Genomic DNA, 23,643 nt, shown 5'->3' with positions numbered 1-23,643 from the left:
CTTGCTGGCGGTGGGGTCGTGGCTAACGGAAGCGGAAGGCCTTCATCAGGCGGAGGCTGCGGCTCATGAACTGGGCGTACTGCGCGTCGTCCATCCCCAGCGACGGCGCCATCGGCAGCAACCGCTGCCTGGCCACCGTCTGGGCCTCGGTGTACTTGAGGATGCCCTCGGAACCGTGGCGGCGGCCGAGGCCGGAGTCCTTCATGCCGCCCATCGGGGACTGGACGCTGCCATAGGCGGGCGCGTAGCCCTCGTTGACGTTGACCGTGCCGGTGCGCAGCCGGGAGGCGACGTCCAGGCCGCGCCGGGCGGACTTCGTCCACACGGACGCGTTCAGGCCGTACGGCGTGGAGTTGGCGCGTTCGACCGCCTCGTCCTCGGTCTTGAAGCGGTACAGCGAGACGACGGGCCCGAAGGTCTCCTCCTCGCAGACGGCCATGGACTCCTCTACGCCGTCGAGGATGGTCGGCTCGAAGAAGTACGGGCCGATGTCGGGGCGCGCCACGCCGCCCGTGACCACCCGGGCGCCCTTGGCGACGGCCTCCTGGACGTGCCCCTCCACGGTCTTGAGCTGCCGCTCGCCGACCAGCGAACCCATGTCCGCGCCGTAGGCGAGGGAGTTGCCGAGCCGCATGGCCCGGGTGCGGGCGGCGAAGCGCTCCAGGAAGGCGTCGGCGACGGACTCGTGGACGTACAGCCGCTCGATGGAGATGCAGAGCTGGCCGGCCGAGGAGAAGCAGGCCCGGACGGCGCCCGCGGCGGCCTTCTCGATGTCGGCGTCCTCCAGCACGAGCATGGCGTTCTTGCCGCCGAGTTCGAGGGAGACGCCGACCAGGCGGGCGGCGGCGCCCTGCGCGACCTCGCGGCCGGTGCGGGTGGAGCCGGTGAACGAGACGTAGTCGGCGTGCCTGACCAGCTCGGGTCCGACGACCGGACCCTCGCCGAGCACGACCTGGAAGACGTCCTCGGGCAGCCCGGCCTCGATGAGCAGGTCACGGGCCCAGAGCGCGGTGAGGCAGGTCTCGGTGTCCGGCTTCATGACGACCGCGTTGCCGGCGGCGAAGGCGGGCAGCGCGTCGCCGACGGACAGCTCCAGGGGGTAGTTCCACGGGGCGATCTGCCCGACGACCCCGCGCGGGTGCCGGAGTTCGGTGACCTTGGTCAGGGTCGGCACGGCGCCGGTGTGCCGCTTGGGCCGCAGGTAGCTGGGCGCCTTGCGGCCGTAATGGCGGGCCGCGACGGCGACGGCCTGCACTTCCTCGTGCGCGTGCAGCCGGGCCTTGCCGGTCTCGAGCTGGATGAGGTCGAGCACCTCGGCCTGGCGCTCGAGCACCAGGTCGTGGAAGCGGAGCAGCACGGCGGCGCGCTGCCGCACGGGCGTCCTCTCCCACACGGCCTGGGCGGCGCGGGCGGCCTCGAAGGCCTTTCGTACGTCCTCGGGCGTGGACTCGGGCAGGTCGGCCAGCTTCTCGCCGGTGAAGGGAGTGTGGTTGGCCGTGCGGCCGGAGCCGACGACGCCCTTGGTGAGCTGGGCCACCAGTGTCGGGGTGACCACGTCGGCGGCGGTGCGCACGCCCTCGGGGGCGGGCGCGAGCGGGTTGGTACCGGTGATGTCCGGGGCCTGCGAGTCCGTCATGACGCGCAGGGTATGCCGCGGCGGAGGCTTTGGGTACCCGTCGGTAACGGGGATTCACCGAGTGCACACACTACGCCAGTGATCACTGGCAGCAAACGCGCTGATCAGCGCGTTGTCGAGTGATGATCAACGGGAGTGTGGTTTTTCCGGCCCGGGGAGCGACGAAGTCGGCGCGAGGGCGGCGCGATTCGGGTCAGGGGCGCGGTTCGGCCGCCAGGGTTCGCAGCGGCTCCTGGGGCGCCGGGCGGACGGCGGGCCCGGTGGCGTCGGGCTCCGGGGGCGCCGGGCGGACGGGCGGCACGGTCGCATCGGGCTCCCGGGACGCAGGGCGGACAGCCCGCACGGTCGCACCGGGCTCCGCAGGCGCCGCACGGACAGCCGGCGCGGTCGCATCGGGCTCTGAGGGCGCCTGACGGACGGCGGGTGGTCGCGCCGGCCTCCGGAGGCATCGCACGGACAGCCGGCACGGCGGTCACATCGGGCTCCCGGGCGGGCGGACGGCGGGCACGGTCGCATCGGGCTCCGCAGGCGCCGGGCGGGCGGCCGGCACGGTCGCATCGGGCTTCCGGGACGCCGGGCGGAGGGGCGGCACGGTCGCGTCGGGCTCCGAAGGCGCCGCGCGGACAGCCGGCACGGTCGCGTCGGGCTTTGCCGGGGACGGGCGGGTGGGTGGTGCGGTCGCGCAGGCCTTCAGGGCGGCCGCGACCTCCTCCGCGGGCGGCCGCGCGTCCGGGTCCGGCGCGTGCAGGCGGGTCAGGAGCGGCCGCAGCGGGCCGGCGTCGCCGCCCGCGACGGCGGAGGCGAGCAGCGCGCCGAGGGACCACAGGTCGGAGGCGGGCCCGGCGCCACGTCCGGAGGCCCGCTCCGGGGCGGCGAACCCGGCGGGGACGTCCGCGGCCGGCCCGTCCCCGATCCCGAAGTCGGTGACGACGACCCACCCGGTACCGGACTCGATCAGGACGTTGGCGGGCTTGAGGTCCCGGTGCACCATCCCCACGGCGTGCGCCGCCCTGAGCGCCCCGAGGACGGCGAGCCCGATCCGCGCGGCCTCGGCGGGCGGCAGCGGCCCGCGCCGCACGGCCTCCTGGAGCGACTCGCCCTCCACCAACTCCATGACGATCCACGGCAGTCCGCCGTCGAGGACGACATCGTGCAGGGCGACGGCCGAGGGATGCCGCAGCCGGGCGGCGGTCCGAGCCTCCCGGTGCAGCCGGTGCGCGATCCGCCGGCTCTCCTCGTCGTCGGCCGGACGCCCCGGCAGCACGGGCTCCTTGACGGCGACGTCCCGCCGCTCCTGCTCGTCCCGGGCCCGCCAGACGGTCCCGGCCGGCCCGGCGCCCAGGCGCCCGAGAAGTCGGTAGCGTCCACCGATCAGCCGTGCGCCGGGCGGGAGTTCGCCGTCTCCACTCATGTCACATGAGTACCGTGCGCACCCCGCCCTTGTCGAAGGGACACCGGTCCGGCGCCCCGATCCGGCCGTCGCTCAGGGCTTCTTGACGTCCAGGTTGGCGATCGCGGTCCTGGCGACCTCGCGGCCCCGGTCGGTGAGGTCGCCCTTGCCCGGGTAGCCGATGGTGAGCCGGTACAGGTCTCCGGAGCCGGTGCGGTAGTAGAAGATCCGCAGCTCGCGCGGGCGCGGGTGCTGGGAGTCGTCGGTCTGGTACTCGACGGTGTTCGTGGCGGCCTGTCTGCCGCGGTACTCGGTTCCGTCGTCCGGGTGCGTCGTCGCGCCCTTGGGCATGTCGAGGCTGTACTCGCCCTCGTTCTTGAACTTCTCGTCGTCGGCGTGCATCTGGGCCACCGCGTTGCTCTTGATCGTGTTGAGCGAGTCCTCCGACTTCCGGGTCAGGTCCAGCACGACCGAGACGGCGCCGCTCGGGTCCGTGTACGACACCCAGCTCTGGTCGGAGTCGTTCTTGTCCGGGTGACCGGTCTCGTAGGCCGCGGGGACGGCGAGGGTGACGCCGAGCCCGGCGTCGGTGTGCTTCGTCCAGCCGTCCGGCAGCGGTCCCGCGAAGGGGTCGGCGAGGACGAGGTACCCGGCCACCGCCGCCGCGGTCACGGCGGCCCCCAGGCCCAGCCAGACCTTGCGTCCCGGGCGCGGGGCACGGCCGGCGGGCGTGGTGGGCGCGGCGAACGCCACGTGCTGGGTGGGCTCCGGGGCCGGCGGGTCGGCGGCCGCCTCCAGCAGCACCCGGACCTGGGCGGCCGTCGGGCGGCGGGAAGGGTCCTTGCGGAGCAGGCTGTTGACGGCCTCCGCCAGCGGGCCGCGCGCGGCGGCGGGCGCGGCCGGGGTGGCGTTGAGGACGGACTGCAGGGTGGCCGGGGTGTTGCTGCGGCGGAACGGGGAGACGCCCTCGGTGGCGGTGTAGAGGACGACACCCAGGGACCACAGGTCGCTCGCCGGACCGGGACGCTGCCCCAGCACCCGTTCCGGCGCGATGTACTCGGGCGAGCCGACGAAGCCACCGGTGTCGGTCAGGTTCGTCTCGCCCTCGATCTGCGCGATGCCGAAGTCCGTGAGCACGACCCGGCCGTACCGGCCGAGCAGCACGTTGTCCGGCTTGACGTCCCGGTGCAGGACGCCCGCCGCGTGCGCGGCCTCCAGCGCGCCGAGCACCTCGAGGCCGATCCGCGCCGCCTCGCGCGCGTCCAGCGTGCCCTCCTGGAGCGCGCCGCCCAGTGAGCGGCCGTGCACCAGCTCCATCACGATCCACGGCCGGCCGTCGACCACGGCGACGTCGTACACGTTGACCACGGCGGGATGGTCGAGCCGGGCCGCCGCGCGGGCCTCGCGGCGCATCCGCTCGAAGGCGTTGGCGCGTTCGCGCTCGGGAAGGTGGTCCGGTACGCGGGGCTCCTTCACCGCGACCTCGCGGTCCACCGTCTCGTCCTTGGCCCGCCATACCGTGCCCATGCCTCCGTGGCCGAGCCTGGCGAGCAGCCGGTACCGGCCGGCGATCAGCCGTCCGGTGCCGTCCTGAGCCGCGGGGGCCGGTGCCTGGTGCGGGCTCTGCGGGGCCGCCTGCTCCGCAGCCGGCCGAGGCGCCGCACCGGGCCGTGCGCCCGGCACCGGATCCGGCGTCGGGTTCGGCGGTTGCAGAACAAAACTCGTCGTGTCGTCGGCCGTACGGCCGGCTCCCCCGTCGCTGCTCATGGACCATCCATATCGCGCCACCGGCGTCCGCCACCACAGGGAGCACGAACCGGTCACGAAGCCGTGACCGGGCGGGAATCAACGTGTCGTGACCGAGAAGGTGTCCACGGCGACGTCGAAGTACTCCCGGGCCTCCCGGACCCGTCCGACCGGCGCCGACACCCACACGTCGTACATCCGGCCGTCCTCCTCCCAGCACAGGTCGTAGGTGTGGCGCGGCCCCTCGGCCGCGCTGAAGCCGTCCCAGGTGAACTCCCAGAGGGCGGCGGGGTGCCCGGAGTGCGTGGTCCCGACGACCCGGCCGTCGTGGTAACCCGGATTGGTGCCGGCCCCTTCCGCCGCCGCCCGGCTCATCACCGCGGCGGGCCCGCCGGCGTCGGGCGGGGAGACCTTGACGCCGAGCCGGAAGGTCTGCCCCGGGGAGAGGTAGAAGACGCGCTCGCCCTGCCGTTCGCGGTCGAAGTCCTCCGGCACGGCGAGCGAGAAGCCGGCCGGGTCCCGCGCGGTGCGGTAGCCGGAGGGGGCGGTGTGCGGCCGGGAGGCAGCGGGCGCGGTGCCCGCGCGGGACGGCGAGGCGCTGCCGGCCGGCGGGGACGCGGAGCGACTCGTCGGCGCCGCCGGGCTGCTGGTCGGGCCACCGGGCGGGCCGCCGCCGTCGCCCCGGTGCAGCAGCAGCGCCGCCGCCGAGACACCGGCCCCGGCCACCGCCGCGACCAGCAGCGCGGCGATCAGCACACCGCGCGACGACTGCCGGCCGGGCGGGGGCTGTACGGGCGTCGGCGGGTCGGCGGGCGCCCGCGGCGCGTCGGGCTCGGCCGGCGGGTGACCCGCTCCGGCCGCGCGGGCCGCCCGGGCGACGAGCCTGGGGGTGCGGCCGGTCGCCGGCGTTTCCGGGGCGGCCGGCGTGCGGCCCGTCTCCAGGAAGGCCCGCAGCATCCGCTCGGCGTCCGCCGCGTCCAGCCGCCGGTCCGGGTCGCGTTCCAGCAGGCCCCGTACGACGGGCAGCAGCGGCTCGGCCTCGGCGGGTGGCCGGATCTCGGCGGCGACGACGGCGTGCAGGATGCCGCCGAGCGAGTCCCGCCGGAAGGGGGACTCGCCGCTGAGCACCGTGCACAGCAGCGCGCCCAGCGACCACAGGTCGGACTCGGGCCCGGTGCGGGTGCCGGCCATCCGCTCCGGGGCGGTGTACTCGGGCGAGCCGACGAAGGAGCCGGTCTCGGTGAGCGTGGTGGCGCCCGCGACCTGCGCGATGCCGAAGTCGGTCAGCACCACCCGGCCGGTGCCGGACTCCAGCAGCACGTTCGCGGGTTTGATGTCGCGGTGCAGCACGCCGGCCGCGTGCGCGACGCGCAGCGCGCTCAGCAGGTCGGCGCCGATCCGGGCGGCCTCGGCGGCGTCGACGGGGCCGTGCCTGGTGAGGCGGTCGGCGAGCGAGCCGCCGTCGATCAACTCCATGACGAGGTACGGACGCTCGTCCTGCTCGATGACGTCGTGCACGACGATGATGTGCGGGTGCCGCAACTGTGCGACCGCCCGCGCCTCACGGAAGGTGCGGTCACGGCGGCGGCGGGCGTCGTCGTCCGGGAGGGAGTCGTCGGCCGCCAGTTCCTTGACCGCCACCAGCCGGCCCAGCACCTGGTCGCTGGCCCGCCATACGACGCCCATGCCGCCGCGCCCGATCCGCTCCTGGAGGCGGTAACGGCCCGCGATCACGCGGAAGTCGTCCCCGTCGGATCCCATGAGGCCCATCATGCCGCACCGGCCGCACCCGTTCGGGTCGGTGATCGGCCAAGTGCCGAGTGCCGAGACCGAACCTGTCGGCCGGTCGGCCGGCGGCAATTCAGCTCAGACGATCAGTGGGTCGGCAGGTCAGGTCAGCCGGTGCTCGGCGGCTGCCAGCTCCGTAGCACCCACTGGAACTGCTTGCTGGTCCGCGGCCAGTCGGCCTCGGGCGTCGACATGTAGATCGCGTACTCGGTTCCCTCGCGCGAGAAGTACGTCTCCTCGATGGCGTGCCGGGGCCCGGCCACGTAGGGCGGGTCCTTCGCCAGCGCGTCCCAGGTCATCTCCCACACCGCGCCCTCGCGGTCGCGGTAGGTGTTCGCCTTCATGGTGACCCGGTGGTAGTTGACGAGCGACTGGACCTGCCCTTCCAGGTTCCTCTGGTGCGCGAGGGCGTTGGCGAAGTCCGAGCTGGTGTCCATGGAGATGCGCAGGAAGTGCTTGCCGCCGTCGGGCGTGTAGTCGACCTGCCGGAGGTCGGGGTCGGCCGCGCCGTCCTTCGCCTCGACGACCCGGCGCGACCAGCCTTTGGGCAGGTAGACGGTGAAGCCCCACGGGTCGGGGTACGCCTGCCAGGAGGCGGGCAGGACACCGTCGGGGCCCGGCGTGGCGCTGCCGCCGGAGCTGGGGCTGGTGGAGGGCGAGGGGGTGAGCCGGCCCGTGCCCCCGCTCGCGCCGGTGCCGTGCTCCGATCCGCCCCACTGCTGGTAGGCGACGGCCGCGGCGCCGCCGAACACGGCCGCGACGGCGACGACCAGCGCGAGGGTGCGCAGCCGTCGCCTGGGCCGGTCCGGCGGACCCGCGGGTGCGGGGGCCACGGCCGTCGCCCCGGTCGTGGAGCGGCCCCCGGCCGCCGGTGCGCCGTGAGCGCGCGTGGCCCCTCCCGAGGGGTAACCGGCGGGCGCGTGGCCGGTGTTCCCCGGCGCGCCGGCCTGCGTGCCCGGGCTCTGCGCCGGTACGAACGCCTGCGTGGTCTGCGGCAGGCGGCCCTGCGCCGCCTCCGCGAGCATGCGTTCCGCCTCCTTCGCGCCCGGCCGCTGGGCCGGTTCCTTGCGCAGCAGGGCGGATATGACGGGGCCGAGCGGACCGGCGTTGCGGGGCTCCTCCGCCTCTTCCTCGACGACCGCCTGCATGGTGCTCAGCGGCGAGGTCCGGCGGAACGGCGAGCGTCCCTCGACCGCCGTGTACAGCGTGGCCCCGAGCGCCCACAGATCCGAGGACGGGCCCGGGTCGTGACCTCGCACCCGCTCGGGCGCGAGGTAGTCGACCGAGCCGACGACCTCTCCGGTGCGGGTGATGGTGGAGTCGCCCTCGATCTGGGCGATGCCGAAGTCGGTGAGCAGGACCCGGCCGTCCCGGCCGAGGAGGACGTTGCCGGGTTTGACGTCCCGGTGGAGTACACCGGCCGAGTGCGCGGCGCGCAGGGCCCGCAGCACCCACAGGCCGATCCGCGCGGCCTCGGCGGGTTCGATGCGGCCGCGCTCCTTGACCGCGTCGGCCAGCGAGTGGCCCTCGACCAGCTCCATCACGATCCACGGGCGGCCGTCGTGCTCCAGCACGTCGTGGACGGTGACGACGGCGGAGTGGTTGATGCGTGCGGCGGCCCGCGCCTCGGCCCGGGTGCGGGCCAGCAGGACGGCCCGGTCGCTGTCGGAGACGTAGAGCGCCGCGGTCAGCTCCTTGACGGCGACGTGCCGGTGCAGCACCTCGTCGTGGGCGCGCCACACCCGGCCCATGCCGCCGCTGCCGATGGAATCGGCGAGCCGGTAGCGGCCCGCTATGAGCAGGCCCTGCATCTGATTCACGTTGCCCCGCAATGCTATTGACAGGGTCAGACTAAGGACCGGCCCTCCCCCTGGGAACACGAGGGGTACCAAGGTGACAGTCCTGTGACGGTTACCGCTTCCGGCGCGCGGGCGGACCCCAACACCGTTTCACGCAGGCGGTATACGGGGCGCTCAACCCGTGTAGCGGTACGTCGCGGTAGCTTGCTCGTACAGCCGTGTCACCTCGTCGCGCTCGGCCTCCGGGCCTCGGACCTGGACGATGTGGTAGCGGCCGTTCAGCAGGATCGCCATGTTGCGCACGTACCGGTCGCGGCCCTGTCCGTCGGTCCAGGTGAACTGGCCCTCTGCCATGGTCCGTCCGCCGACCTCGATGGTCCGCAGGCCGGTGGCCGTGGCCCAGCTGGAGTCCCGGTACGGCTGGAGTTCGCGCTCCCTGTCCCGCTGGTAGACCATCGGATCGCTGCCGTAGCCGCCTGTTCCGTCCCGTCCGGGTACGACGAGCAGCTCGAAGTCCCCGTGGGAGTAGACGACTTGGCCGCTGCCGTTCTTCGGTGTGCGGTCCCAGCCCTTGGCGACGGCGATGCGGAAGCCGTCCGGGTCCTTGCGCAGGGTGAACCCGTCGGCGACGGAGGGGTCGCCGCCGGTCTGGGTCTCGGCGGCGGGTGCGGACGCCGAGGGACCGGAATCGGACGGCCCCGCGGATGAGGGACGTTCGGAGGGCGAGGGCGCCGGACTCGCCTCACCGGCGCTGCCGGTGCGGTCGCCGCCGGCGCCGCTCTCGCCCTGCTTGGGCATGAACAGCATCGCGTACGCCACCGCGCCGGCCAGCAGAAGAAAGACCAGCAGGAGCAGCAGCCTGCCCAGGCTGCGGGGAGAACGCGCTTGCTCGGCGGCGCGTTTGTGCCGCCCGTGCGGATGGGTGGCGGGCACCCGGGCACGCCGCCGCCGTACGAGTTCGCCGCGCCGCCGGACGATCGGCAGGCGGTTGGGGTCGGCGGGCGGCACGGGCACCACATGGGCGCCGGCGTCCGGCTCGGGCGCCGAGCGCACCAGGGAGCGCAGCCAGCCGCTCAGCTCCTCGAAGTCCGGCCGGTCGGTGGGGTCCTGACGCAGCAGCGACTCCACGACCGGGCGCAGCGGCCCGCACTCCTCGGCGAAGGCGGGCGGCTCCGCGCACACGAGCTGCACCAGCTCGGCCGTGGACTCCTCGGGATAGGGGGCGTGTCCCTGGACGGCGCGGAAGAGCAGCGCGCCCAGCGCCCAGAGGTCGGTGGCGGGCCCGATCGGCGCGGCCAACTGCCAGTTCTCGTGCACGGGGCCCGCCTGCTCCGGTGCCCAGCGCTCGGTGACCGGCCCGACCACGGTCATCCGCACCTGCCGGGCCCGCTCGGCGGCGAGCGCGGTGCCGGGGCCACGCCGCGCGGCGCCACTCCCGGCCCCGGGGTCGTCCCACCCGGAGCCCGCTGCGGAGGGGTTGCCGCGCGGGGCGACGTCGTGACCGGGGCCGGGTGCGCCGTATCCGGGCGCGGACGACTGACCCGGGACCATGGCGCCGGGGCCGGAAGCCCCGTGCCCAGAGGCGAATGGCTGACCAGGGCCAGGAGCCCCGTACGACGTGGGCGCGGGCGACTGGCCGGAGCCGGCGCTCCCGTATCCGGGCGGGGGCGCCTGGCCGGGCAACGGCAGGCGCCCCGAGCCGGAGGCCGTGTCGTCGCCGGACGGCAGTCCCGGTCGCTGCGGGTCGCCGGCCGGGGCGGTGCGGGGTGCGGCGCCGTGCCAGGCGGTGCCGGGCGCGCCGTGGGGGTCGGCCGTCCGGCCGGGCGGGATCGCGGTCCGGCCGGCTGAGTACGGCTGCTGCGCCGCGCCCGCGGCCCCGGTGTCGCCCTCGGCGGGCGGACGGGCGCCGGGCAGCGCGGCGCGGCCGTTCTGCTGGGCCTCCTGCACCCGGGCGGCGGCACGGGTGCCGGCGCGGTAGGCGGCTATCGCCCCGGCGCGGGCGGCACGGACGTCGTCGCCGCTCTCCAGGGCCCGGCGTCCGGACGGCGGCACCGCGACGGTCCCCGGGGGAGCACCGCCCGGCACCGGCAGCCCGCCGGCCGCCCGCGCCTGGATCGCGGCACGCCGCGCGGCCTCGGGATCGGCGTCGGGGGACGGAACCGGCTCGGCGGGCCCGGGCGCGCCGCCGAACCCCTGGCTCCCTGAGCTGCCCGGGGTGCCCGGGGCGCCGGGAAGGTGTCCGCCGGGGGCCCGGACGTCCGTACCGCCGCCGTCACCGGCCGGCCCGAGCGGGTCCTGCGGCCCGTCCTGGGCCGGCACCGGGTCGTACCCGCACAGCGCCTCCTCCGCCGCGCCGACCGCGAGTCCGGTCAGCATCACCCGGCCGTCGTCGCAGACGAGGACCGTGCGGGCGGTGATGTTGCGGTGCGTCCAGCCGTGGGCGTGCAGCACGCGCAGTGCCATGAGGACGTCGGAGGCGACCTCGGCCGCCCGGTACGGCGCCAGCGGCTGCTCGGCCAGCAGCGCGGACAGGGGCCGGGCGGCCACCCACTCGCTGACGATCCACAGCGAGCCGCCCTCGGCGAACACGTCGAAGACCTGGTCGAGCCGCGGATGGTCGGGGATGCGGGCCGCCGCCTGCGCGGCCTCGACGGCGCGCCGCACCGCGGGGTCCGACGGGCGGCGGGTGGCCGTGCGGGCGGCGGGTGAGCGGCGGCCGCCGCGCTCGCGGGCCGTGAAGCCCTCGGGCAGCCCCTCGGAGTCGAGCACCTCGGCCTCGACGACCTCGGGCAGCGGCACCTGACGGACCAGCACCTCCTGGCCGCTGTAGGTGTCGAACGCCCGGGTCTCGGTCAGTTCGTACTCGTCGGACGGCGGCAGCGGCAGGCGGTAGCGGTCCGCGAGCACCCGGCCCGCGTAGTCGTCCACGTTGCCTCCCCCGGCCGCCTGGTCGTTCAGATCCGTTCCACTACGGTCCGTTCCGCGTCCGCATCCGGCTCCGTACGGTCCGCAACCATTCACGATACGTGCCGGAGGCAACCCGCATTGAGGGGATGACGGATTCTCACGGATCCGAACCGGGCTCGGTCATGTCACGACTTGGGCTCGAAGGACTTCGTCAGCGTCCGCCAGGTGTCCTTGCGCAGGTCGCTCTGCCACTTCCCGGCCTTGGCGGTGTACATCAGCGCGTGGCCGAGATGCCCGTTCACCACGAAACCGCGGTCGATCGTGCGGTACCGCGTGCCGTTGTCGGAGTAGGTGAACTCCCAGTCGGCGGTGTTCCAGTCGCGGTAGTCGACCTTCTCTATGCGGATCCGCTGGTACTGGGAACGCACCATGTAGCGCTCCTGGCTCTTCCAGTCCGCCACCGGGTCGTTCTTGGGCGTGCTGGTCCAAGCCACCAGCAGCGTCTGTCCGTCGGGACCCGTGTAGCGGTCCCCGGCCCGTCCGGTGGACTCGTACTTCCAGCCCTTGGGCAGCCCGATCGAGTACCCCTGGCCGCCCTTGTGGGTCGACGCGACGGGCGCGCTGCCGCCGCCCTTCGAGCCGGACGAGCCGGAGTCCCCGCTGTCGCCGGAGGCGCTCGCGCTCGCCCCGTCGTCCGACGACGAGCCGGACGACGCGGAGGCCGAGGCGCTCCCGTCGGTCCGGGCGCCGTCGCCGGGGCTGCTCTCGCCGCCCGTGTTCTTGTCCTCCTTGGTGGAGGCACTCGCGCTCGGCGCCGCCTTGGCGCCGCTGCCGCGGTCGCCGCCCTTGTCGTCACCGCCGCCGAACACGACGGCCAGTACGGTGCCGATCACCGCCAGCGCGACCACGACCGCGATGATCACCAGGGTCCGCCTGGGCACCACGTCGGTGAGCGGCGCTCTGGGCACCGGCCGCGGCGGCAGGTCCAGGTCCGGCGGCGGCACCACGGGCCACCCGGAACTGGGCTTGGTCGCATCGGAGTTCGGCGCGGACGGGGAGCCCTGGGCGGGGCCGGCCTGCCTCCCCCGCGCGCCGGCGCCGGCGCCCGCACCCGCGGCGGCGCCGGTCCGACCGCGCTCCGCGGCGCCCGCACCGCCCTCCGTGTCCGCGGCGCCGGTACCCGAAGCGGCCGTCCCGCTGTTGCTCTTCGCCCGCACGGCCGCCGCCGCGGTGGCCGCCCCGGCCGCCTTGCGGACCGAGCGCAGGGCTCCGCGCAGCTTCTCCCCGGCCTCCTGGCCCGGCTTGCCTTCCGGGGCGCCGGGCTGCGCCGGCAGCGGGACGACACGGGTGGCGTCCATCGGCTCGGGCTCCGGCGCGTGGATCACCGCGTTGAGCATGGTCCGGGCGCCGGCGTCGTCGAGCCGCTGCGCCGGGTCCTTGTTGAGCAGGCCGTAGATGACGTCCCTGAGCGGGCCGGCGTTCTTGGGCTCCTCCAGGGGCTCGGTCATCACCGCGGTCAGCGTGGCGATCGCCGAGCCCTTGTCGTACGGCGGCAGACCCTCGACGGACGCGTACAGCAGGCCGCCCAGGGACCACAGGTCGGCCGCGGGACCGGGCTTGTGCCCGCGGGCGCGCTCCGGGGAGATGTAGGAGGGGGCGCCGACCAGCATGCCGGTGGAGGTGATGGACGGGTCGCCCTCGACCTGCGCGATGCCGAAGTCGGTGAGCACGACCCGGCCGTCCTCGGCGATCAGCACGTTGGACGGCTTCACGTCCCGGTGCAGGATGCCCTGGCGGTGCGCGGAGCGCAGCACGTCGAGGACGGCGAGGCCCACCTCGGCCGCTCGTTTGGGCTCCAGCAGGCCGTCCTCACGGATGACCTCGGCCAGGGACTTGCCCTCGACCAGCTCCATGACGATCCACGGCCGGTCGTCCTCCTCGACCACGTCGAAGACCGTCACCGCGCTGTTGTTGCGGATCCGGGCGATCGCCTTGGCCTCGCGCAGGGTGCGCGTGATCAGACGCCGCTTCTCCTCCTCGTCGATGTTCGACGGGAACCGCAGCTCCTTGACGGCGACCGTGCGACCGAGGGTCTCGTCCTCGGCGCGCCACACCGTGCCCATGCCGCCGCGGCCCAGCACGTCTCCCAGCCGGTACCGCCCGGCGAGGAGACGACCCTCGTTCTTGCCCTGACGAGTCTCCTGACGGGATGTTCCCGCCCGCTCCGCCTCCGACATGCGTCCCCTCATGCAACCCGCCCTGACAGAGCCTCCATTGTCTCTCACCCGACAAGTGCCCGACGCCCAGGGTGCCCACTGCCGCGCCGGGGGCCGCGCACACCGGAACACCCGCCGCACCGTCACCTTGAGTCCGCGTCAGACCATGCGCCCCACTCGCCCCTCCCAGCCCGCCCCGGCCGCTCTCCGACATCCTTTCCGGCACCCGCAGAACCCCGGCGCACCAGCCGCCGGACCCGCCCCGCGCGCCGCCGGATCCGTCCTCGCACCGGGTACAACGGCCGGGCCGGCGGCGGAGATCCCGGCCCGGCTCACTCGTCCGGGTGGTTCCGGCCGCACCGGTTCCGGCTACAGCGGCACGATGTCCGGCGCTCCCAGCCGGGCCGCGTCCGCCGTCAGGTCGTCCGGCTGGAGCTGGGACTCCCGCTCGGCCTCCACCCGCTTCTCGTAGTGCTCCACCTCGCGCTCGATCTGGCCCTTGTCCCAGCCGAGGACGGGCGCCATCAGCTCGGCGGCCTCGCGGGCGCTGCGGGTGCCCCGGTCGAAGGTCTCGATGGAGATGCGGGTGCGGCGGGTGAGCACGTCGTCCAGGTGCCGGGCGCCCTCGTGCGAGGCGGCGTACACGACCTCGGCGCGCAGATAGTCGTCGGCGGCCCGCAGCGGCTCGCCCAGCGTCGGGTCGGCGGCGATGAGGTCCAGGACCTCCTCCGCCATGGAGCCGTACCGGTTCAGCAGGTGCTCCACCCGGACCACGTGCAGACCGGTGCGGGCGGCTATCCGCGCCCGGGCGTTCCACATCGCCCGGTACCCCTCGGCGCCGAGCAGCGGGATCTCCTCGGTGACGCAGTCGGCGACGCGCGTGTCGAGCCCGTGCACGGCCTCGTCGACGGCGTCCTTCGCCATCACCCGGTACGTCGTGTACTTGCCGCCCGCCACGACCACCAGGCCGGGCGCGGGATGCGCCACGGTGTGCTCGCGGGACAGCTTGCTGGTGGCGTCCGACTCGCCGGCCAGCAGCGGGCGCAGTCCGGCGTACACCCCTTGCACGTCGTCCCGGCTGAGCGGCACGGCGAGCACCGAGTTGACGTGCTCCAGCAGGTAGTCGATGTCGGCGCTGGAGGCGGCCGGGTGCGCCTTGTCGAGGTCCCAGCCGGTGTCCGTGGTGCCGACGATCCAGTGCCGGCCCCAGGGGATGACGAACAGGACCGACTTCTCGGTGCGCAGGATCAGACCGGTGGTGGAGTGGATGCGGTCCTTGGGCACGACCAGGTGGATGCCCTTGGAGGCGCGGACGTGGAACTGGCCCCGCTCCCCCACCATGGCCTGGGTGTCGTCCGTCCACACACCGGTGGCGTTGACGACCTGCTTGGCGCGGATCTCGTACTCCCCGCCGCCCTCCACGTCCTGCACCCGGGCGCCGACGACCCGCTCGCCCTCACGCAGGAACCCGGTGACGCGGGCCCGGTTGGCGACCCGCGCGCCGTAGGACACCGCCGTGCGCACCAGGTTGGTGACGAAGCGGGCGTCGTCCATCTGGGCGTCGTAGTACTGCAGCGCGCCGACCAGGGCGTCCTTCTTCAGGCACGGCGCGACGCGCAGGGCGTGACGGCGGGTCAGGTGCCGGTGCAGGGGCAGGCCCCGGCCGTGCCCGCGGGCCATCGACATCGCGTCGTAGAGCGCGACGCCGGACCCGGCGTACACCCGCTCCCAGCCCTTGTGCTGGAGCGGGTAGAGGAACGGCACCGGTTTGACCAGGTGCGGGGCGAGCCGCTCCAGCAGCAGGCCGCGTTCCTTCAGCGCCTCGCGGACGAGGGCGAAGTCGAGCATCTCCAGGTAGCGCAGGCCGCCGTGGATGAGCTTGCTGGACCGGCTGGAGGTGCCGGACGCCCAGTCGCGGGCCTCGACCAGGCCGGTGGACAGACCACGGGTGACGGCGTCCAGCGCGGTGCCGGCGCCCACCACTCCGCCGCCGACCACCAGCACGTCCAGTTCGCGTTCCGCCATCGCCGCCAGTGCCTCGGCGCGCCGCTCCGGGCCCAGAGTCGCTGTCCTCACCGCTGCCTCCCGCTGTCGGACGTCTCGCTCCGCGTCGGCCGCACCCGCGGTGGGCGAAGCCCGTTCACCCCCTCCTCATGCCCAAATTCTGACCGGCTCGTCCTGCACCGGCCACCACGCGCCCGCGACCTGTGGACAACGTCCGCGCAACGACCCGGGAGACACACGAACACAATCCCACATAACGGTCATATTTACTCCTAGTGTGACAGTGCGCTCGTACATGCTGCTCACAGCGGTTGCGCACCTGTTCCGCTTCGGCTACTGGGAAGGACGGCCCACGCCCCATGCCCGCAGACCTCGCCGTGATCGGACTCGGTCCGTACGGCCTGCCGCTCGCCCAGGCCGCCGTCGCCGCAGGCATCCCGACCATCGGGTACGCCACCGGCCCCGAGGCCGGCTCGCTCAGCCCCGCCGAGCTGCGCCGGATGCGCTCCACCGGATTCCTGCCGGGCACCGACCCGGCCCAGCTCGGCCGGGTGCGCACCGCGGTGATCTGCGCGCCCACTCCGCGCGGCGCCGACGGCGGGATGGACCTCGGTCAGGTGGAGGGTGCCGCCCGCACGCTCGCCCAGCGGCTCCGCCCGCACACCACGGTCATCCTGGAGTCACCCGTGCTGCCCGGCACCACCGAGGAGTTCCTGCGCCCCCTGCTGGAAGAGGGATCCGGGCTCCGCGCCGGACGCGACTTCCACCTCGCCTACTCGCCCAGCCGGGTCGACCCCGGCAACCGCGACCGCAACCCCGTCAACACGCCCAAGGTCATCGGCGGCCTCACCCCGGCCTGCACCGAGTCGGCCGCCGCCTTCTACGGGCGGCTGACCGACAAGGTGGTCCGCGCGCGCGGGCTGCGCGAGGCGGAGACGGTGCAGTTGCTGGAGACGAACTACCGGCACGTGAACATCGCGCTGGTCAACGAGATGGCCGTGCTCTGCCACGAGCTGGGCGTCGACCTGTGGGACGTACTGCGCTGCGCGGAGACCAAGCCGTTCGGCTTCCAGGCCTTCCGGCCGGGCCCGGGCGTCGGCGGCCACGGCCTCCCCCAGGACCTGACCGGCCACGCGACCCGCACCCTGCGCATGGTGGAACTCGCCCAGCAGGTCAACGACCGCATGCCCGAGTACGTCGTCCGGCGCGCCGCCACCCTCCTCAACGAGCACGGCAAGTCCGCGCGCGGGGCCCGCGTGCTGCTGCTCGGCGTCACCTACAAGCCCGACATCGCCGACCTCCAGGGCACGCCCGCGCGCGAGATCGCGGTGCGGCTGACCGAGCTGGGCGCGTCCGTGAGCTTCCACGACCCGTACGTGCACGCGTGGAGCGTCCTCGACCGCCCGGTCCCCCGGGCCGACGCCCTGTACGAGGCGGTCGCCGACGCCGACCTGACGATCCTGCTCCAGCACCACCGCACCTACGACCTGCAGGGCCTGTCGGTGAAGGCGCAACTCCTCCTGGACACCAGGGGCGCGGCCCCCACGGGGGCGGCGCACCGGTTGTGAAGAGGAGCGCGCCGGCGGCCTGAGGGGCGGGACCGCGGCTGCGGGTGCGCACGGAGACACGCAAGGGCCGGTCGTCCTGCTGGACGGCCGGCCCTTGCGGTGCTCAGAAGGCTCAGCGGCGGTGCTGGCTGTCCGCGACCGTCACCTCGACCCGCTGGAACTCCTTCAGCTCGCTGTAGCCGGTGGTGGCCATGGCGCGGCGCAGGGCGCCGAAGAAGTTCATGGAGCCGTCGGGAGTGTGGGACGGGCCGGTGAGGATCTCCTCGATGGTGCCGACCGTGCCCAGGTCGACCTTCTGGCCGCGGGGCAGCTCCTCGTTGACGGCCTCCATGCCCCAGTGGTGGCCCTTGCCGGGCGCGTCCGTGCCGCGGGCCAGCGGGGAGCCCATCATCACGGAGTCGGCGCCGCAGGCGATCGCCTTGGGCAGGTCGCCGGACCAGCCGACGCCGCCGTCGGCGATCACGTGCACGTACCGGCCGCCGGACTCGTCCATGTAGTCGCGGCGGGCCGCGGCCACGTCGGCGACCGCCGTCGCCATCGGGACCTGGATGCCGAGCACGTTGCGCGTGGTGTGCGCGGCGCCGCCGCCGAAGCCCACCAGCACGCCCGCCGCGCCGGTGCGCATCAGGTGCAGGGCCGCGGTGTAGGTGGCGCAGCCGCCCACGATCACCGGGACGTCCAGCTCGTAGATGAACTGCTTGAGGTTCAGCGGCTCGTGCGAGGACGACACGTGCTCCGCGGAGACCGTCGTTCCGCGGATGACGAAGATGTCCACGCCCGCGTCCACGACCGCCTTGGAGAACTCGGCGGTGCGCTGCGGGGAGAGCGCGGCCGCCGTGACCACGCCGGAGTCGCGCACCTCCTTGATGCGGGCGCCGATCAGCTCCTCCTTGACGGGAGCCGCGTAGATCTCCTGGAGGCGGCGGGTCGCCCGCTCGGCGGGCAGCTCGGCGATCTCGTCGAGCAGCGGCTGCGGGTTCTCGTGCCGCGTCCACAGGCCCTCGAGGTTCAGTACGCCCAGACCGCCCAGCTCGCCGATGCGGATCGCGGTGGCCGGGGAGACGACCGAGTCCATGGGGGCGGCCAGGAACGGCAGCTCGAACCGGTAGGCGTCGATCTGCCAGGCGATCGAGACCTCCTTCGGGTCCCGCGTACGGCGGCTGGGGACGACGGCGATGTCGTCGAAGGCGTACGCCCGGCGGCCGCGCTTGCCGCGCCCGATCTCGATCTCAGTCACGTCTTGGCCTTTCCCTGATGCGTTCAGCGTCTTCCAGTATCGCCGACGGGCACGGCAACGGCGGCCCCGGAGGTTCCGGGGCCGCCGCCGATACCCGTCACGCGCGCGCGTGCGTCACTTCTTGTTGCTGTAGTTCGGCGCCTCGACCGTCATCTGGATGTCATGCGGGTGGCTCTCCTTCAGACCCGCCGAGGTGATCCGCACGAAGCGGCCCTTGGACTCCATCTCCTCGATGGTGGCGGCACCCACGTAGCCCATGGTCTGGCGCAGGCCGCCGACGAGCTGGTGCAGCACGTTGGCGAGCGGGCCGCGGTAGGGCACCTGGCCCTCGACGCCCTCGGGCACGAGCTTCTCGTCGGCGGTGACGTCGGCCTGGAAGTAGCGGTCCTTGGAGTACGACCGGCCCTGGCCGCGGGACTGCATGGCGCCCAGCGAGCCCATGCCGCGGTACGACTTGAACTGCTTGCCGTTGATGAAGAGCAGCTCGCCCGGGGACTCCTCACAGCCGGCGAGGAGGCTGCCCAGCATCACCGTGTCGGCGCCGGCGGCCAGCGCCTTGCCGATGTCGCCGGAGTACTGCAGGCCGCCGTCGCCGATCAGCGGGACACCGGCGGAACGGGCCGCGAGGGAGGCCTCGTAGATGGCGGTGACCTGCGGGACGCCGATGCCGGCGACGACTCGGGTGGTGCAGATCGAGCCCGGGCCGACGCCCACCTTGATGCCGTCCACACCGGCGTCGATCAGCGCCTGGGCGCCGTCGCGGGTGGCGACGTTGCCGCCGACCACGTCGACGTTCACGCTCGACTTGATCTTGGACATCCAGCTCAGGGCGTTGCTGTTGTGGCCGTGCGAGGTGTCGACGACCAGGAAGTCCACACCGGCCCCGGCCAGCGCCTGGGCGCGCTCCAGCGCCTCGGGGCTGGCGCCGACCGCTGCGCCGACGAGCAGCCGGCCCTCGGCGTCCTTCGCGGCGTTGGGGTACTTCTCGGCCTTGACGAAGTCCTTGACCGTGATCAGGCCCTTGAGGACGCCCTCGTCGTCCACCAGCGGCAGCTTCTCGATCTTGTGCTTCCGCAGCAGCTCCATGGCCTCCGGGCCGGAGATGCCGACCTTGCCGGTGACCAGCGGCATCGGGGTCATGACCTCGTGCACGCGGCGGGTGCGGTCGCTCTCGAAGGCCATGTCGCGGTTGGTCACGATGCCGAGCAGCTTGCCGGCGGGGTTGGTGACCGGCACACCGCTGATGCGGAACTTGGCGCACAGCGCGTCCGCCTCGGCGAGCGTGGCCTCGGGGTGCACCGTGATCGGGTCGGTGACCATGCCGGACTCGGACCGCTTCACCAGGTCGACCTGGTTGACCTGGTCCTCGACGGAGAGGTTGCGGTGCAGCACGCCGACGCCGCCCAGCCGCGCCATCGCGATCGCCATGCGGGACTCGGTCACCTTGTCCATCGCCGCCGAGAGCAGCGGGATGTTCACCCGGACGTTGCGGGAGATGCGGGACGAGGTGTCGACCGCGTTGGGGAGCACCTCGGATGCGCCCGGCAGCAGCAGCACGTCGTCGTAGGTCAGCCCGAGTGTCGCGAATTTTCCGGGCACTCCGTCGACGTTTGCAGTCATGACACCTTCCCCAAATGGCCTTGATCGGTGCGGATGTCCATGCTAACGGCAAGCTTCGCTAGCAAATTCCACGTCAGGGCGCCGCTTCAGGCTTCGTATGTTCGTACGGGAACGGGGGCGTGCCCGTTCAGCGGAGGGAGCTCCGACGGCTCCGTCCAGGGGGTTACTGCTCGGCCAGCGCGCGCAGGCGGCTGAGCGCCCGGTGCTGGGCGACCCGGACCGCGCCGGGTGACATTCCCAACATCTGCCCCGTCTCCTCCGCGGTCAAGCCCACGGCGATGCGCAGCAGGAGCAGCTCCCGCTGGTTCTCGGGCAGGTTGGCCAGCAGTTTCTTGGCCCACTCGGCGTCGCTGCTGAGCAGGGCGCGCTCCTCGGGGCCGAGGGAGTCGTCAGGGCGCTCCGGCATCTCGTCCGAGGGGACGGCCGTGGAGCCCGGGTGGCGCATCGCGGCGCGCTGGAGGTCGGCCACCTTGTGCGAGGCGATGGCGAAGACGAAGGCCTCGAAGGGGCGGCCGGTGTCCCGGTAGCGGGGCAGGGCGAGCAGCACCGCGACGCAGACCTCCTGGGCGAGGTCCTCCACGAAGTGGCGCGCGTCGCCGGGCAGCCGGGACAGCCGGGTGCGGCAGTAGCGCAGCGCCAGGGGGTGGACGTGCGCGAGCAGGTCGTGCGTGGCCTGGGCGTCGCCGTCGACGGCGCGATGCACGAGCGCACCGAACGCCCCAGGGGCCGTGCCCGCCTCGTCGTCGCGCATCGGTCCATGGTGCCCTGCGGCCGATGGGTCCGTCGCATCGTGCCCGTGGTTGTGCACCGAAGCGTTATGAGTAGGTGCGCCGGCACTCATCCCCTGCGCCCTCCCCTTCCGCTCGACCGACTCGTCCCCGAGAGACTCCACAACTCAAGGATGCGGCATCCGCGCCGAAACGAGCAGCGGGCGTCCGCGGACCGCCTCGCCCGGCTCCGTCCACGCGCCTCCCACCGCCCGCCGGCAGCCCGTGCCCGCGCGCTTCGCACCCCGGTCGGCGGACCGGCGGCGAGCGGCCGAGCCGTCGCGGCGGATGGCAGCCGACCGGCCGATCGCCGGGGAGGCGACCGGAGGACCGGCCCCGGAGTCCGGCGGAGGCCGGACCCGTCACCCACAGTCACCACGCACACGACGGGACAACAGCCTCGCTCGAACGGCTGCGCGCCCTTCGGTCGCGTGACCTCCGGCCACGGACACGGGTCACGGACCCGCGCCGCGGGCGGCTGCCGACAGGTCGCCGAGCGGCACTCGCACCCGCCCGCCGTCCCGCCACCGCACCGCCTCGCCCCCGGCCGCGCTTCGGCCCGTCCGTCGCATGCCGACGGGGACCGCCGGGGGCCGGCCGCGGCCGTGTGCCGCGGCGCGCGCTACCGGACCAGTCCCCAGCGGAAGCCGAGTGCCACCGCGTGGGCCCGGTCCGAGGCGCCGAGCTTCTTGAACAGGCGGCGGGCGTGCGTCTTCACGGTGTCCTCGGAGAGGAACAGCTCACGGCCGATCTCGGCGTTGGAGCGGCCGTGGCTCATGCCCTCCAGCACCTGGATCTCGCGTGCGGTGAGGGTGGGCGCCGCGCCCATCTCCGCCGAGCGCAGACGGCGCGGCGCCAGCCGCCAGGTGGGGTCGGCGAGGGCCTGCGTCACCGTGGCGCGCAGCTCCGCGCGCGAGGCGTCCTTGTGCAGGTAGCCGCGGGCGCCGGCGGCGACCGCGAGGGCCACACCGTCGAGGTCCTCGGCGACCGTCAGCATGATGATGCGCGCGCCCGGGTCGGCGGACAGCAGGCGGCGCACGGTCTCGACGCCGCCCAGGCCGGGCATGCGCACGTCCATCAGGATCAGGTCGGAGCGGTCGGCGCCCCAGCGGCGGAGGACTTCCTCGCCGTTGGCCGCCGTGGTCACGCGCTCGACGCCGGGCACGGTCGCCACCGCGCGGCGCAGCGCCTCTCGGGCAAGCGGGGAGTCGTCGCAGACGAGGACGGAAGTCATGACCGCCCTCCGCAGCTGATGCGCGTCACCTTGAGCCTCCAGGCTGGTACGGAATCGTCACCTGTGCGGTCGACCGCCTCGGACGCCTGCCCGAGCGCTTGTGTTTTCAACCGCCTCCGCACTCTCAACGACGGTCACTCGAAAGAGTTACGGGGCTACATGCCGTCTTCGGCACTCTACGTGAGGGTCTCGACACGGTGCAGACATGCCGAACGGACTCTCAACTTTTCATCACAACCTATGCCCCATTTAGTCGCTTTTGCTCCCATTTCTCAGTGTCTGGAGCTAGATTCGCAATGAGTCATATTTTCATCTCCTTAGACCGGAGATGTACGGTCGTTGGCACCGGATCCGCCCAGAACGGCTACAAGGGGTCACGTAATGGCAGATTTCTCCCGCCTTCCCGGACCGAACGCGGACCTATGGGACTGGCAGCTGCTGGCTGCCTGCCGCGGAGTGGACAGCTCGCTCTTCTTTCACCCTGAGGGCGAGCGCGGGGCGGCTCGGAGCGCTCGAGAGAACTCGGCCAAGGAGGTCTGCATGAGGTGCCCGGTCCGTGCGGAGTGCGCCGCGCATGCGCTGGCGGTACGCGAGCCGTACGGAGTCTGGGGCGGCCTGACCGAGGACGAGCGTGAGGAGTTGATGGGGCGGGCCCGCAACCGTCTGGTGGCGGCCTCGACCACCAGCGGCGACACCGCCCCTCATCACTGAAGGAAACGTTTCTGCACCCACAGACCACCGGGTGCTTCCCATCCCCCCACCGGGCACGCCGACCGCGTGCCCGTGACTCTGCCGCCGTACCCCTACTCCCGCCCGGCCGCCCGGGCGAGCTGCTCCAGCGTCGCCGCCACGGCCGGCACCTGTGCCAGGTCGGGCAGGGTGAGGGCGACGATCTGCCGCCGGACCGCCGGTTCCAGGCCCACCGTGCGCACCCCTCTCGGCCGTACCGACTCCACCGCGAGCTGCGGCAGGACGGCGACCCCGAGTCCCGCGCCCACCAGGCCGACCACCGCCGGGTAGTCGTCGGTGGCGAAGTCGATGCGTGGCGTGAAGCCGGCGCTCTCGCACACCTCGACCAACTGGCCGCGACAGCGCGGGCAGCCCGCGATCCAGGGCTCCCGGGCCAGCTCCCCGATGCCGACGGACTCCGCGCGCGCGAGCGGGTGCCGCTCGGGCACCAGGGCGACCAGGCGGTCCGTCAGCAGGGGCCGTACGACGAGGTCGTCCCACTCCTCGGCGACCGCCGCGCCCTCGTAGCGGAAGGCGAGCGCCAGGTCGCAGTCGCCCTCGCGCAGCAGCTCCACGGATCTCGGCGGCTCGGCCTCCTCCAGGGAGACGCGGGTGCCCGGGTGGGCGGCGCGCAGGGCGGCCAGGGCGGTGGGCACCAGGGTGGAGCTGCCGCTGGGGAAGGAGACGAGCCGGACCCGGCCGGCACGCAGGCCCGCGATCGCGGCGACCTCCTCCTCGGCCGCGGTGAGCCCGGCGAGGATGCCGGAGGCGTGCCGGACCAGGGCCTCGCCGGCCTGGGTCAGCCGCATCTCGCGGCCGCTGCGGACCAGCAGCGGGGTGCCGACCGAGCCTTCGAGGGCCTTCATCTGCTGGCTGACGGCGGGCTGGGTGCAGCCCAGCTCGCGCCCCGCGGCGGAGAAGGAGCCGGTGGTGGCGACGGCGCGCAGGACGCGGAGATGACGGGCCTCGATCACCTCCTAAGCATAAGCCGGGCTTGGGTGC

The 23,643-nt window shown here is 73.8% G+C and carries 15 protein-coding genes; 2 read left to right on the top strand and 13 right to left on the bottom strand.

Annotation, left to right across the window (positions count from 1 at the left end; genetic code table 11):
• Nucleotides 1-22: 22 nt before the first annotated feature.
• The 8 genes from ACFYU0_RS22465 to ACFYU0_RS22430 form a co-directional block, all read right to left on the bottom strand.
• The gene (locus ACFYU0_RS22465) at nt 23-1,636 is read right to left on the bottom strand and encodes a succinic semialdehyde dehydrogenase (protein ID WP_389303731.1); all 1,614 of its coding nucleotides are present in this window, start codon (nt 1,634-1,636) and stop codon (nt 23-25) included.
• A gap of 472 nt (nt 1,637-2,108) precedes the next feature.
• Nucleotides 2,109-3,047 (bottom strand): protein kinase, encoded by a 939-nt coding sequence (locus ACFYU0_RS22460; RefSeq protein WP_389303729.1) that lies wholly within the window; start codon nt 3,045-3,047, stop codon nt 2,109-2,111.
• Between the two features lie 72 nt (nt 3,048-3,119).
• Complete coding sequence (locus ACFYU0_RS22455) at nt 3,120-4,793, bottom strand: serine/threonine-protein kinase (RefSeq protein WP_389303726.1); 1,674 nt, start codon at nt 4,791-4,793, stop codon at nt 3,120-3,122.
• A 78-nt stretch (nt 4,794-4,871) separates the two neighbouring features.
• Nucleotides 4,872-6,533, bottom strand: coding sequence for a serine/threonine-protein kinase (locus ACFYU0_RS22450; RefSeq protein ID WP_389303723.1), 1,662 nt, complete (start codon nt 6,531-6,533; stop codon nt 4,872-4,874).
• 134 nt (nt 6,534-6,667) lie between these two features.
• A complete protein-coding gene (locus tag ACFYU0_RS22445; RefSeq protein WP_389304107.1) occupies nt 6,668-8,371 on the bottom strand; it encodes a serine/threonine-protein kinase in 1,704 nt (567 codons plus the stop codon).
• 162 nt (nt 8,372-8,533) lie between these two features.
• Nucleotides 8,534-11,287: a protein kinase gene (locus ACFYU0_RS22440; RefSeq protein WP_389303720.1), complete on the bottom strand. Its 2,754-nt coding sequence runs from the start codon at nt 11,285-11,287 to the stop codon at nt 8,534-8,536.
• Nucleotides 11,288-11,451: 164 nt separating this feature from the next.
• Nucleotides 11,452-13,503 (bottom strand): serine/threonine-protein kinase, encoded by a 2,052-nt coding sequence (locus tag ACFYU0_RS22435; RefSeq protein ID WP_389303717.1) that lies wholly within the window; start codon nt 13,501-13,503, stop codon nt 11,452-11,454.
• 348 nt (nt 13,504-13,851) lie between these two features.
• The gene (locus ACFYU0_RS22430; protein ID WP_389303714.1) at nt 13,852-15,558 is read right to left on the bottom strand and encodes a glycerol-3-phosphate dehydrogenase/oxidase; all 1,707 of its coding nucleotides are present in this window, start codon (nt 15,556-15,558) and stop codon (nt 13,852-13,854) included.
• Between the two features lie 287 nt (nt 15,559-15,845).
• On the opposite strand from ACFYU0_RS22430, the gene ACFYU0_RS22425 reads away from it, so the two are divergent.
• Complete coding sequence (locus ACFYU0_RS22425) at nt 15,846-17,054, top strand: nucleotide sugar dehydrogenase (RefSeq protein WP_389303711.1); 1,209 nt, start codon at nt 15,846-15,848, stop codon at nt 17,052-17,054.
• Nucleotides 17,055-17,166: 112 nt separating this feature from the next.
• On the opposite strand, the gene ACFYU0_RS22420 is transcribed toward ACFYU0_RS22425, so the two are convergent.
• From ACFYU0_RS22420 to ACFYU0_RS22405, 4 genes are all read right to left on the bottom strand, one after another.
• Nucleotides 17,167-18,291, bottom strand: coding sequence for a GuaB3 family IMP dehydrogenase-related protein (locus ACFYU0_RS22420; RefSeq protein WP_351672103.1), 1,125 nt, complete (start codon nt 18,289-18,291; stop codon nt 17,167-17,169).
• Nucleotides 18,292-18,405: 114 nt separating this feature from the next.
• Nucleotides 18,406-19,911 (bottom strand): IMP dehydrogenase, encoded by a 1,506-nt coding sequence (guaB, locus tag ACFYU0_RS22415; RefSeq protein ID WP_351672100.1) that lies wholly within the window; start codon nt 19,909-19,911, stop codon nt 18,406-18,408.
• Nucleotides 19,912-20,074: 163 nt separating this feature from the next.
• Complete coding sequence (locus tag ACFYU0_RS22410; protein WP_351672097.1) at nt 20,075-20,662, bottom strand: sigma-70 family RNA polymerase sigma factor; 588 nt, start codon at nt 20,660-20,662, stop codon at nt 20,075-20,077.
• Nucleotides 20,663-21,300: 638 nt separating this feature from the next.
• A complete protein-coding gene (locus ACFYU0_RS22405) occupies nt 21,301-21,912 on the bottom strand; it encodes a response regulator transcription factor (protein ID WP_003948568.1) in 612 nt (203 codons plus the stop codon).
• A 381-nt stretch (nt 21,913-22,293) separates the two neighbouring features.
• Between ACFYU0_RS22405 and ACFYU0_RS22400 the strand changes: the two genes are divergently transcribed.
• The gene (locus ACFYU0_RS22400; RefSeq protein WP_199211640.1) at nt 22,294-22,623 is read left to right on the top strand and encodes a WhiB family transcriptional regulator; all 330 of its coding nucleotides are present in this window, start codon (nt 22,294-22,296) and stop codon (nt 22,621-22,623) included.
• Between the two features lie 92 nt (nt 22,624-22,715).
• Here ACFYU0_RS22400 and ACFYU0_RS22395 read toward each other — a convergent pair whose 3' ends face one another.
• Nucleotides 22,716-23,615 (bottom strand): LysR family transcriptional regulator, encoded by a 900-nt coding sequence (locus ACFYU0_RS22395; protein WP_351672094.1) that lies wholly within the window; start codon nt 23,613-23,615, stop codon nt 22,716-22,718.
• Nucleotides 23,616-23,643: the final 28 nt, after the last annotated feature.

It is taken from the genome of Streptomyces sp. NPDC003720, from assembly GCF_042875075.1.
In the GTDB taxonomy this organism is placed as follows: Bacteria; Actinomycetota; Actinomycetes; order Streptomycetales; family Streptomycetaceae; genus Streptomyces.
Note: the sequence above shows the minus strand (reverse complement) of the source record. Positions and strands in the feature narration are given on the sequence as shown.